We start from the raw sequence: 11,938 nt of genomic DNA on the forward strand, positions 1-11,938 counted from the left end.
GCTCAGAACCAGTCGGCGATGAAGGCTTCGTCGGTTTCCTGACCCAGGCCGAGATAGCCATCGGCCTCGATGGCGGCGTTGACGCGCGGGTCGTTGCGGAACCAGGGGCCACCGCCGGCGTCGGGGTGTTCTTCCTTCCAGACCTGGCCCCAGCGGGTGCCCGGCACCCACTCCTCTTCGTCCACGGCGCGGATGCGCTGGACCATGTAGGCGTTGTGTGCGCCCACTTCCGCGTTGTTGATCATCAGCCCGTCCACCTCGACCATCTGGCCGCAATAGGGTTCGAGCTCGACGGAGGCGCCGGCAAAAACCGGTTCGCCGTTCTTCATCGGGAAGATGAGCGTGTCGTCGGCGCTGCGCAGGAGTCCGAGCGCACGGGGGCGGCCCGAGCATTCGTCCTCGCAATCGCCCGCGACGGTGCAGAGCATGTCGACGACCTCGGCCTCGAAGCGGGACGGTTCCTCGCCGGTGAGGTTCCAGGGCTTGGCCTCCGAATTCGCGGAAAAATCCTGTGCCAGGGCGGCGGGCGCGGCCAGGAGCAGTGCGGCTGCGGCAAGCTGTTTCATCGGGACGCTCCTCATTCTGCCGGTTCCGGGATCGCGAAGGACGGCACGGGGCCGTAATCCTCGTGGTTCAGCTTGGTGATGCCCATGTCTTCGACGACCTCGGCCACCACCAGGTAATTGATGCCGTCGCGCTCGTAGAGCATGCCGTCTGCGGTGATCTCGTGGCTGGCGAGGGTGAGCTGCGTGTCGCCGCCATTGCTGCCGGGATCGCCCTCCATCTTGAGGACCATGTAGACCTCACCGTCGTCGCCCAGGACACCGACCGGGATGCCCCCGGCGGAACACCAGAGCGCGCAGGTGTGGTGGGCCGAGCCGGTGACCGCATCGGGGCCACCCATGACCCCGGAGAAATAGCACCAGGTGTCGATCACCTCGCCGGTGATCTGGATCCGTTCGCCTTCGCTCGCGGCGCTCGCGAGTGGAAGAGCGGCAAGCGCCATGGTGCCGGCAAGTATTCGTTTCATACGCATTTTGTATTCTGCCTCCCCTGTTGGACGTCCCGGACCCGGCGAAGGCGGATCTCATGTTCTATTCGGGCTTGGACTGGCGGTTGTTTCTGATAGAGAGCGCAACCTTGCAAATTTATCGTGAACAGGCGGAGTGGCATCATGGGGCGGCGGAAGAAGGGCAGACCGGTTCATGGCTGGCTTCTGGTGGACAAACCGGCGGGGATGACCTCGACGCAGGTGGTCTCGCGGCTCAAGCGCGTACTTGACGCGCAGAAGGCCGGCCACGCGGGTACGCTCGATCCCGCGGCGACCGGGCTTCTTGCGGTGGCCTTCGGAGAGGCGACCAAGACGGTGCCCTTCGCAACTGACAGCCGCAAGGCTTACCGGTTCGAGGTGCGCTGGGGCGTCGCGACCTCCACTGATGATGCGGAAGGCGAGGTGATCGCGACAGCGGAGGCACGCCCTGAGGAAGCCGATATCCGCGCGGCCCTGCCCCGGTTTACCGGCGACATCCTGCAGGTGCCGCCTCAGGTTTCAGCGGTGAAGGTTGCGGGCGAGCGGGCCTACGTCCGGGCCCGGGCGGGCGAGACGATGGAGCTGGCCGCCCGGCCCTTGCATGTAAAGCGGCTGGATCTGGTGGAGCGGACGGCCTCGGACACCGCCATTCTGGAGATGGTCTGCGGCAAGGGGGGCTACGTACGCAGCATCGCGCGCGACCTCGGCGAGACGCTCGGCTGTCTCGGGCATGTGGTCTGGCTGCGCCGGCTCTGGGCCGGGCCGTTCGGGCTCGAGCGCGCCGTCACCTGGGACGTGGTCGAGGCCGGGGGTCCGGACCTGGCGAACCGGCTCCTTCCTGTCGAGGCCGCACTTGCCGGGCTGCCGAAGCTGACCTGCCCGCCCCATGTGGCAGACGGGTTGCGGAACGGAAATCCGCACCCCCTGCCCTGCCCGGAGGACCTCACGGAAGGGCAGGCGTGCTGGGCCGAAGCGGACGGCCAGCCGATGGCGATCGGACGCTGGTCGGGCGGGCTCTTCCGGCCCGAGCGGGTCTTTGTCTTCGGCTGAGCCTCCCGATCAGATCGGGAAGCGGACCACGTTGGACGCGCCGCGGGGCTCGCGGAAGTCAGGGCGGCAGATCGTCGCCGCAAGGATCTTCTCGTAACGGCCGATGCCCAGCCGACGGACGTAGCCGACTTTTGAATCGGGGTTGCGAAGCGCGAAGTAGACGGTCAGCGCCTCGCCGCTCTCGAGCACTTCGAGGTAGGTTGCGAACTCGGAATGGGGCAACCAGCCGACAAGCGATACGCCCCCATCGGGTTTGCCCGTGATGTAGCCCGCGGTTCCGGCCCGGCGCGAGCGTTGCAGGTCGGTCTCCGAATCGAAGATCAGGATGGCCCGGTTTGTCTTGCCGGTCGCTTCGTCGGTTCCCGCGAGTTCAAGCGTATGGGTTTCGATCTCGCGGCCATTCTTGACCCAGCGGCGGCTGTCGTGGCGGTGCTTGGTAAACGTGAACTTAGGCATTTCTTTACCCCCTCACTGGCCGGACCTGCGGATCGGTGCGGCCTAACTGATGGAGGTATGGTCACATGCGGGCGTCGCCGGACCGTGACCCGAGTGTGACAGGACGCGGTCCGACTAACGTGATCGCGTGACTGGAGAGGGATGCGGGCGTGAAAACCCGGCGACGATCAGGCGACGCCGGAAACAAAGCCGCAGGCGCGGAGCGCGTCGACGAGCCCCGCGCCCGTGGCGAGATCAGGACCGGTGGCGGCCGAGGCACCGGTGGCGGTCTGGCCGCTTTCGATGTCGACCGCGCGAGCGGCGAGCACCTGGCCGACCTGCGCCGGGTCGAGGCCGCGGGCAATCTGCTTCAGAAGGGCCACGAGACCCGCCGCCTGCGGACAGGCTGCCGATGTGCCGGAGAAGATGCCCCATCCCGTACCGCTTGCACCCGAAGGGAAGTTTTCTCCGTCGAGTTCCGCATCGGGCGGCACGGGAAGCATGATATGCGCGCTCTGGGGCGGGGTTTCCGACCGACCCACGATGCCGCAGAAATCGGGCACGTTCCGGCCCGGATAGAGCTGGCTATGGAAGGCGCTGGCATAGTTCGATGCCTCCAGTGAACTGTCCTCGTTGACGGTCACGCCACCGACCGCGATCACGTCGGGGTGGCAGGCGGGAAAGGCCAGATGCCCGTTGCCGGCGGAGAAGAGCACGGTGATGCCGCTGGTCACGGCAGAGGTGATCACCGCTTCGAGGTCGAGGAGTTCGAGGAACATGTTCGGGTCTGTCTGCTCGAGCGTCTCGCGGCTCTGGTGGTCGATGTCATAGCCCCAGGAATTGGTCATCACATCGGGGCCCTGGGCAATGCAGGTTTCCAGGGTGGCGGCAGAGGACGACCCGTGTTTCACGCCGAAGACGGTGCAATCGGGCGCGATGGCGAAGATGTTGGCCGCTTCGCCCGTGCCATGGCCCGAGGCATCGATATCGGCAGGCCCCGAGCCCGGCGCCTGGGTCGGGATAAGCTTGTAACCGCCGCGCAGAAAGTGCGGGTGAAGCATGAAGCCGGTGTCGGCCATGGCCACCTTCGCCCCCCTGCCCGTCCAACCGTTGCGGTGGCAGCGGGGCGCATTCAGGGCGGCGCTCACATCCGACAGGCGGAGGTGGTAGATGTCCTCGTGCGGGGGAATGGCGCTCGGCGCGAAGAACTCCACCGGGCGCGGCACATAGGCGAAGGCCACGGAATCGCTCAAGGCCTCCGGTACCTTCAACTGCTCCTGCGGCTTGCGGAAGCTTTCCTGCATGGTGACGGAGGGCGCTTTGGCCGTCCTGGCAGCATCGGTATGCAGGGCGACGTCGCCGAACATTTCGTGGAACTCGCTCTCCTCGAGTTCGAGCGAAAGGCGCTTGAGCGGCGTGGGCTCGTCGCGGATCGCGCGGTCCTCCACTGCCCGTCTGGCGCGCTGGAACGCGCGGGTGGAGGGGTTCACCGAGAGATGCGCTCCGGTGGATGGCTGGTTCGCGAAACGCGCGAGGGGTGCGGACGACTCGCTGCGCGGAACGAGCCGCACGTTGATCTTGCTCATTATGGTCCCCCTCGAAACGAAATCTGGTCAGAAAAAACTCGGCTTTCTCGGAATATATGCCTTGATCGGCTCTATGCTCGGTTCGGTGCCCGGTTTGGCGGAGGCGTCCGCACGCGGCACGATCGCGTCCTCCCCGCGCACTTTCTCGATGCTCATGTCCAATGCGTCCTCGATGCTCGCCTTGGCCCCGTGGGCGTCGATGGACCTGTCGCTGGCCGAATCGATGACGAGCCCGTAGCTCTCGATCCGCATGCTCCACTGGCGGATCGCCTCCCGGTTCGGACGCTCCATCACGAGGCGGACAGATAACTGGTCGGTCGGCTTCTTGGCATCCATCGCAGCACCTTCAGCTCCCCGGGCGGGAGAGCCTTTCCTGGCCGGGATCATAGCACCATCGACCCCATGCGTCAGCCGGGTGTGAGCGACGTCCCCGAGGGGGCTCAGGGGCGCGCAGGCCAGCGTGTCGGAAGCCACTTTCCATTCAAGCGAATTCCTTGTATAGCCCGCGCTCTGCCCGTGTGCATGCACGGTGCGGCCCGATGGTGTCTGACCATGCTGGACGACATCCCGGCTTCGGCCAGCGCTCTCGGGGCTGCTCTTGAAACGAAAGGAAACACCGATGTCGATTGCACCCGATGTGAAAGAAGCGCTCATCAAGGAATACGCGACGAAGGAGAACGATACCGGTTCTCCGGAAGTTCAGATCGCGATCCTCACGAGCCGCATCACCACGCTGACCGAGCACTTCAAGACCCACAAGAAGGACAACCACTCGCGGCGTGGCCTTCTGAAGCTCGTGTCCCAGCGCCGCAAGCTGCTTGATTATGTGAAAGCCAAGGACGTGAGCCGCTACCAGTCGCTGATTGGCCGGCTCGGGATCCGTCGCTGACATGGAATTTGCGGGCGCGCTTCATCGGCGCGCCCGTGCCTTTTCAGGCGCCGAACGGTGCGCCGGGCCTGCCCGAAACCGTTCTGTCCGCCGGCTCCCTTCAGATCCCGAGGGACGCGCCGGATCATCGCAACGGGATCATCGGGCGGATCGCCCGGATGACGCGACACAGGGCCAGGGGGCGGTGTCGCCATGCAAGGGAATGATATGTTCAACATCGTGAGGAAATCGATCGAGTGGGGCCATGACACGCTCACGCTCGAAACGGGCAAGATTGCGCGCCAGGCGCATGGCTCGGTGGTCGCCACATATGGCGAGACCAGCGTGCTTGCGACTGTCGTCTACGAGAAGAAGCAGAAACCCGGTCAGGACTTCTTTCCGCTGACCGTCCACTACCAGGAAAAATACTACGCGGCCGGCAAGATCCCCGGCGGCTTCTTCAAGCGCGAGGCCCGGCCCTCCGAGAAGGAAACGCTGACGTCGCGGTTGATCGACCGCCCGATTCGCCCGCTGTTCGTCGAGGGCTTCAAGAACGAGGTGCAGGTGATCTGCACCGTGCTCTCCTACGACATGGAGAACGACCCGGACATCGTGGCGATGATCGCGGCCTCGGCGGCACTGACCCTTTCGGGCGCCCCGTTCCTCGGGCCGATCGGCGCGGCACGCGTGGGCTTCGCCAATGGCGCCTATGTGCTGAACCCGGCCGTGGACGACATGGAGAAGCTGCGGGACAACCCCGAGCAGCGGCTCGACCTGATCGTCGCCGGCACCAAGGACGCGGTGATGATGGTCGAATCCGAAGCCTACGAGCTTTCGGAAGCGGAAATGCTCGGCGCGGTGAAGTTCGGCCACGACCAGATGCAGCCCGTGATCGACATGATCATCGGCATGGCGGAAGAAGCCGCGAAAGAGCCCTTCGCCTTTGAAGCACCGGATTACTCTGCGCTTTACGAGAAGGTGAAGATGGCCGGCGAAGAGGCAATGCGCAACGCCTTCTCGATCCGCGACAAGCAGGCCCGCCAGGACGCCATCGCCACCGCGCGCGAAGCTGCCGTGGCGACCCTTTCGGAGGAAGAGCTCGAAGATCCGAAGCTCGATTCCTGCATCAAGAAGCTCGAATCCTCGGTCGTCCGCGGCGACATCCTCGAGAAGGGCACGCGCATCGACGGGCGTGACCTCTACACCGTGCGTCCGATCGTCTCGGAAGTGGGCCTCCTGCCCCGCACCCATGGCTCGGCGCTCTTCACCCGCGGCGAGACCCAGGGCCTCGTGATCACCACGCTCGGCACCGGCGACGACGAGCAGATGATCGACGCGCTGCACGGCACCAGCCGCGCGAACTTCCTGCTGCACTACAACTTCCCGCCCTATTCGGTCGGTGAAACGGGCCGCATGGGGTCGCCGGGGCGCCGCGAGATCGGACACGGCAAGCTCGCCTGGCGCGCGCTTCAGGCCGTTCTGCCGGCCGCGACCGACTTCCCCTACACGATCCGCGTGGTTTCCGAGATCACCGAATCGAACGGCTCCTCCTCCATGGCGACCGTCTGCGGTTCGTCGCTGGCGATGATGGACGCGGGCGTTCCGCTCAAGGCACCGGTTGCCGGTGTTGCCATGGGCCTCATCCTCGAAGGCGATCGCTTCGCCGTGCTGACCGATATCCTGGGCGACGAGGATCACCTCGGCGACATGGACTTCAAGGTGGCTGGCACCGAGCGCGGCATCACCTCGCTGCAGATGGACATCAAGGTTGCCGGCATCACGCCGGAAATCATGGCGCAGGCGCTGGAGCAGGCGAAGTCGGGCCGGATGCATATCCTGGGCGAAATGTCCAAGGCGCTCACGGCCGGCCGGACCGAGTTCTCCGCACACGCGCCGCGCATCGAAACGCTGCAGATCGCGGTCGACAAGATCCGCGAAGTCATCGGCTCGGGCGGCAAGGTGATCCGCAGCATCGTCGAGGAGTCGGGCGCGAAGGTCGACATCAACGATGACGGCGTGATCAAGATCGCATCCGCCAATGCCGAGGCCATCGAGAAGGCCAAGGAAATGATCGGCTCCATCGTCGACGAACCGGAAGTGGGCAAGATCTACACCGGCAAGGTCGTCAAGATCATGGACTTCGGCGCCTTCGTGAACTTCTTCGGCAAGCGCGATGGTCTGGTGCATGTGAGCCAGATGGCATCCGGCCGGGTCGGCCACCCGAAGGAGATCGTTTCCGAAGGTCAGGCCGTGAAGGTCAAGCTCATGGGCTTCGATGATCGCGGCAAGGTCCGCCTTTCGATGAAGGCCGTGAACCAGGAGACCGGCGAAGAGGTCAAGGAAGACGCCTGATCTTCCTGCCTCTTGACGAATGAGCGACGGGCACCGCAGCTTCTTGCGGTGCCCGTTGTGCATGGGCACAGGCGACGGGGGATCGCGAATGCCGCTGGCGAGGATTGGGTCGACACTGCTCTTTTTCGTTCATGTCCCGAAGACGGGCGGAACGAGTATCGAATCCTACCTGCGCACCAAGGGTCCGCTCGGGCTTGCGGGCACGCGGCATGGCTGGTCGCGAACCACACCGCAGCATATTCATGCAGACATCCATGGGGAGCTGGTTCCGCCGGGCCTCTACGATCACGGTTTCGCGGTCATCCGGGACCCAAAGGCGCGCCTTCTGAGCGAATTCAAGATGCGGGCCGAGCCATTGCGTTTCAAGCCGCGCCCGATCGGACTGGCCCGGCTCGCGGGATACAAGGCCAAGGGCAAGGCTGCCTATGGCATCCGCCTGCGGCATCGGATCGATTATTTCGATTTCGACGACTGGGTCACACGGGTCTTCGATGAGTATCGCCGCGATCCGTTCTACAAGGACAACCACATGCGGCCGCAGGCCCAGTTCGTCAGCCCCGGGCTGCGGCTTTTCCGGTTCGAGGACGGGCTGGACAGGGTGTTTCGCTGGATCGACGAGGTGACAGGCACCGCGCCTTCCAGTGGCGAGTTCTTCGAGCGGCGCTCCGCCCCGATGGAAATCTCCTGCTCCCCGGAGACCGATGAACTCATTCGCGAATTCTATCGCGAAGACTATGACCTGATCGAAAGCCTGGAGTGGGACCATGACTGAGACACCCAAAGTCGCCATTGCCACCGGCATTCTGGGAAAGGCGACCGAAACCGGTGTGCGGCGCCATATCGGCATGCTTTTCGGCGGCAATACCGTGATCCTCTGCGAGCGGCGGGAACCCAACTACGAGAGCGAGAAGCCGATCTTCACCTCCGTGGGCGGGCGCAAGGGCGTAACGGCTACCATCGAGCGGGAAATCGGCAAGGCGGTCCAGAGCCTGCGCTATCGCTGCTCGGGTGTGCCATTTGGCAGCGTGCGCCGCGAGATGGAAACGTTCCTGCGCGAAAACGGCGTTCAGGCCATTGTTGCGGAATTTGGGCACCTGGGCGGAAACCTCGCACCGGTGGGCAATGCGCTCGGCATTCCTGTCTTCGTCTATTTCAGGGGGTTCGATGCCTCCAAACGGCTGCGCAGTCCGCGGATCGTGCGACGCTACAAGGCAGCCATGCCGCGGCTTGCCGGGGTGATCTCGGTGTCGCAGTCCCTGCTCGACAATCTCGCGGATGTGGGCGTTACCCATCCCAACAGCGCCGTGATCCCCACCGGGGTCGATACATCGGCTTTCGTTCCGCTGGAGAAGGATCCGAACCTGATCCTTTCGGTGGGACGGATCGTGGAGAAGAAGGCGCCGCTTCTGACGATTGATGCCTTCGCCGCGATCGCAGGGGATTTTCCGGAGCATCGGCTCGAGATCATTGGGGATGGCGAGTTGCGGGGCGCGGCGGAGGAGCATGTCCGCGCGTTGGGTCTTGGAGACCGCGTGACCTTTCACGGCCTGAAGGAGCATGCCTTCGTGCGGGAGAAGATCGGCCAGGCGCAGGTCTATCTCCAGCATTCGGTCACGGCCGCGGATGGGAATACGGAAGGTCTTCCGACCTCGATCCAGGAAGCCATGGCCTGCGGCACGGTCGTCGTCTCGACCCGCCATGCCGGCATTCCGGAGGTCATCATCGAGGGGGAGACCGGACTTCTGGCTGACGAGCACGATGGCGAGGGCTTCACGCAGTGTCTGCGGCAGGTTTTGTCCGATCCCGAAGCAGCCGCCCGCATGAGCCGCACGGCGCGCGATCTCGCGACGGAACGGCTCGACTACCGCGTGCTCCATGGACGGCTGGAAGAGATCATCCGGGCCAGCCTGAGGCAGCCCTGAGCGCGTTCGCTACTTTCGCTGCGGGATGGCCTCTGCGAGCGGGTTGATCCGGCGGAGCGGCGGCACGCTGAGCGCCTCCAGGCGTTTGCGGATCGGTCCGCCCTGCTTGGTCGGGTGGAAGAGGTTGATGTGCAGCACCACCGGCCGTGGTCCGCGCCATCCCAAATGATCGACCCAGCTGTATTGCCGGACGTTGTAGCGCCGGGGGAGGATCGCAATCCGCAGATCCGATTTCCAGAGTTGCTCGCGCAGGCTGACCTGATCGGCCTTCTTGCCCCGCGCGTGGTAGGCCACAGCCCAGTTGGCGAGGAAATCCAGGACCTCTGGCGTCCGGCGAAAGAAGAACACCCCCGAATTGTGCTCGGGATAGGCGGCGGGCGGGGTGTGCGGCGCGCTCTCCCGCGCGAGCCTGCCCGGATCGTAGACGCGATGGGCCAGGGCCACGTCGAAGCGCTCAAGCAGTCGGAAGGCCTCCGAGAGATCGCCGACCACGCGCGTGTCACTGTCGATGAAGAGCGTTTCCTCGAAAGGCGATTTCGGCATGAGATCGACCTTCGAGCGCGCGTGCGGCGTGTCGATGGGCAGCAGTTCGTCGAATTCCGGAGCCGGTCCGGGCTGGTCGGTGAAGGCCACGATCCCGAGCGACGGATTGGTTGCGCGCAGGCTGGCCGCCGAGGCCCGCGCTGCGTCGAAATGTCCGGACCCGGTGGCGATATAGACAACGCCGCGGCGCGGGGGTGCGGTGGCTTTCAGAGCCATGCCGCTCCGCGGACGCCGGAGCTGTCACCGTGCTTGTTCTTGACCATTTTCGTGGCGAAGCGGTCGCCGAAGACATGGGGTTTCAGAAGCGGAGGCACGGTCTTGTAGATGCGATCGACGTTCGAGAGACCGCCGCCCATCACGATCACATCGGGGTCGATGACGTTCACCAGCACGGCAAGCGAGCGCGCCAGACGGTCCTCGAAGCGGCGGAGGGTTTCCTCGGCCTCCGGTTCGCCCGCTTCCGCGCGTGCGATCACGTCCGGGGCGCGAACTTCGTCCTGGCCGGTGGGGACGCCCTTGCGCCGCCCGTAATCGGCAGCGAGGCTTGGACCCGAAAGCCAGCTTTCGGTATGGCCGGGCCGCCCACAGGAGCAGACAGGGCCGGGGCGCTCGTCGTCAAGGGGATCGGGCAACGGGATATGCCCCCATTCTCCACCGATCGCATTGACCCCTTCCACGAGGCGTCCGTGGACCACAAGGCCCCCGCCTACGCCTGTGCCGAGAATGACGCCGAAAACCACCTCACCGCCGGCTCCGGCGCCGTCCACGGCCTCGGAGAGGGCGAAACAGTTCGCGTCGTTGGCGACCTTGACCGGGCGCTTGAGGGCGGCTGTGAGATCGCCGCGCAGGTCCTGGCCGTGAAGCCAGGTGGAGTTGCCCATTGAGACATAGCCTGAGCTGCGATCGACCGAGCCCGGCACGCCGATGCCCACGCGCGTGATCGGCGCACCGGCCTGCTTCTCAAGGTCGAGCGTGAGTTCACGGATCGCTTCGATGCCGCCGGTATAGTCGTATCGCGGCGTCGGCACGCGCGCACGGGCGAGCTCCGCCCCATCCGGGCCCAGAACGATTCCCTCGATCTTGGTGCCGCCATAGTCGAGCCCCAGGCGCATGTGCTGCCTCCCCGTTTTTCGTTCTTCCACCCGAAAAGTTCATAGGGATGTGAGCGCAGGGGCGCAACGCTGCTTTGCGCGGAAGGGCCGCGGATGCTAAGTGCGGGGACGGGTGGTTGAGGAATGGCCTTTCATGCTCTGGAAACTTCCGGTCTTCGGAAAGATCAGCAAGATCGGGATCACGCCTCCCGAACCCACGGCGGACAGAGGCGGCATTGCCATCGCGGCAATCCTGCGCAACGAGGCGCGCTACGTCGCCGAATGGGCAGATTTCCACGCCCACGCCGGGGTGAGCCGCTTTCTGATCTATGACAATGGCTCGACGGACCGGACGGCGGAAATCCTGCGCGAAACACTGGGGTCGGACAGGCTGACGATCGTTCCCTGGGCGCAGGTGTTCAGCGACGCGCGCATGGGTCGCGAGATCCACAACCAGGTTCTGGCCTATGCCCATGCTGCCCGGAATTTCGGCTCCCACTTTCGCTGGATGGCGTTCATCGACGTGGACGAGTTCCTGATCCCGAAACGGGAGGCGAGCCTGCCTGCGGCGCTGGCGCATTTGGAGGACTGCCGGTCGATCTCGCTGCCCTGGCACATGTTCGGCCGTTCGGGGCACATGACGGCGCCGGAGGGGGGAATCCTGCGGAACTACCGGACCCGTTTCACGGACCCCATGAGCGATCTGCGCGGCGTGCGCGCCTTCAAGTGCATCGTCGATCCCTGCCACCTCACGGCAGTGCGGGTGCATACGATGGAGGTGGATGGAAGCGCATCGAGCTGCAACGACCGCGGCGAGGCCGCGCGCGAGGAAGACCGGACGAAGCCCGGTTTCTATTCGGCGGATCACATCCAGCTCAACCATTATTACACACGTTCGGAAGAGGAATTGGCGGCGAAGATCGGCCGCGGGCCGAACCTGCGCGCTAAGATGAGTGAATACGAACGCAAGGTTCGGCGGACGGTCGCCAATATCGAGAGCGACGTGGTGGAAGATTCCAGTGCGCTTACCTATCTCGACCGGATCAAACTGGAATGAGCGG

Annotated in this window: 13 protein-coding genes; 6 read left to right on the plus strand and 7 right to left on the minus strand. The window is 64.9% G+C overall.

Translation table 11 applies throughout. The annotated features are described in order from the left end of the window. Nucleotides 1-2: 2 nt before the first annotated feature. The gene (locus tag ACP15W_RS12425) at nt 3-566 is read right to left on the minus strand and encodes a hypothetical protein (protein ID WP_424933216.1); all 564 of its coding nucleotides are present in this window, start codon (nt 564-566) and stop codon (nt 3-5) included. Between the two features lie 11 nt (nt 567-577). After that, nucleotides 578-1,036, minus strand: a complete 459-nt coding sequence (locus ACP15W_RS12430; RefSeq protein WP_424933217.1) for a hypothetical protein — start codon at nt 1,034-1,036, stop codon at nt 578-580. Nucleotides 1,037-1,174: 138 nt separating this feature from the next. Between ACP15W_RS12430 and truB the strand changes: the two genes are divergently transcribed. After that, entirely contained in the window at nt 1,175-2,080 is a 906-nt protein-coding gene (truB, locus tag ACP15W_RS12435) for a tRNA pseudouridine(55) synthase TruB (RefSeq protein ID WP_424933218.1), read from the plus strand. 9 nt (nt 2,081-2,089) lie between these two features. Here the strand turns inward: truB and ACP15W_RS12440 are convergent, their stop codons facing one another. The 3 genes from ACP15W_RS12440 to ACP15W_RS12450 form a co-directional block, all read right to left on the minus strand. Next, a complete protein-coding gene (locus ACP15W_RS12440) occupies nt 2,090-2,536 on the minus strand; it encodes a hypothetical protein (RefSeq protein WP_424933219.1) in 447 nt (148 codons plus the stop codon). 167 nt (nt 2,537-2,703) lie between these two features. Then, nucleotides 2,704-4,101, minus strand: coding sequence for a S8 family serine peptidase (locus ACP15W_RS12445; protein ID WP_424933220.1), 1,398 nt, complete (start codon nt 4,099-4,101; stop codon nt 2,704-2,706). Between the two features lie 27 nt (nt 4,102-4,128). Further along, nucleotides 4,129-4,437, minus strand: a complete 309-nt coding sequence (locus tag ACP15W_RS12450) for a hypothetical protein (RefSeq protein WP_424933221.1) — start codon at nt 4,435-4,437, stop codon at nt 4,129-4,131. A 283-nt stretch (nt 4,438-4,720) separates the two neighbouring features. Here ACP15W_RS12450 and rpsO point away from each other — a divergent pair, with 283 nt between their 5' ends. From rpsO to ACP15W_RS12470, 4 genes are all read left to right on the plus strand, one after another. Continuing rightward, entirely contained in the window at nt 4,721-4,990 is a 270-nt protein-coding gene (rpsO, locus tag ACP15W_RS12455; RefSeq protein WP_424933222.1) for a 30S ribosomal protein S15, read from the plus strand. Nucleotides 4,991-5,197: 207 nt separating this feature from the next. Continuing rightward, complete coding sequence (gene pnp / locus ACP15W_RS12460; protein WP_424933406.1) at nt 5,198-7,321, plus strand: polyribonucleotide nucleotidyltransferase; 2,124 nt, start codon at nt 5,198-5,200, stop codon at nt 7,319-7,321. Between the two features lie 88 nt (nt 7,322-7,409). Continuing rightward, nucleotides 7,410-8,093: a sulfotransferase family 2 domain-containing protein gene (locus tag ACP15W_RS12465; protein ID WP_424933223.1), complete on the plus strand. Its 684-nt coding sequence runs from the start codon at nt 7,410-7,412 to the stop codon at nt 8,091-8,093. Continuing rightward, a complete protein-coding gene (locus ACP15W_RS12470; protein WP_424933224.1) occupies nt 8,086-9,243 on the plus strand; it encodes a glycosyltransferase in 1,158 nt (385 codons plus the stop codon). Before ACP15W_RS12465 ends, ACP15W_RS12470 begins: the two co-directional genes overlap by 8 nt. Nucleotides 9,244-9,252: 9 nt before the next feature. Here the strand turns inward: ACP15W_RS12470 and ACP15W_RS12475 are convergent, their stop codons facing one another. Both ACP15W_RS12475 and ACP15W_RS12480 read right to left on the minus strand, forming a co-directional pair. Further along, nucleotides 9,253-10,002 (minus strand): putative nucleotide-diphospho-sugar transferase, encoded by a 750-nt coding sequence (locus ACP15W_RS12475; RefSeq protein WP_424933225.1) that lies wholly within the window; start codon nt 10,000-10,002, stop codon nt 9,253-9,255. Further along, nucleotides 9,993-10,898: an ROK family protein gene (locus ACP15W_RS12480; RefSeq protein ID WP_424933226.1), complete on the minus strand. Its 906-nt coding sequence runs from the start codon at nt 10,896-10,898 to the stop codon at nt 9,993-9,995. Before ACP15W_RS12480 ends, ACP15W_RS12475 begins: the two co-directional genes overlap by 10 nt. A 133-nt stretch (nt 10,899-11,031) precedes the next feature. Between ACP15W_RS12480 and ACP15W_RS12485 the strand changes: the two genes are divergently transcribed. Beyond that, on the plus strand, nt 11,032-11,934 hold the full coding sequence (locus tag ACP15W_RS12485) for a glycosyltransferase family 92 protein (RefSeq protein ID WP_424933227.1): 903 nt from the start codon (nt 11,032-11,034) through the stop codon (nt 11,932-11,934). The last annotated feature ends 4 nt before the right edge of the window (nt 11,935-11,938 follow it).

The sequence above is a fragment of the Amaricoccus macauensis genome (assembly GCF_049800915.1).
GTDB classification, from domain to species: Bacteria; Pseudomonadota; Alphaproteobacteria; order Rhodobacterales; family Rhodobacteraceae; genus Amaricoccus; species Amaricoccus macauensis_A.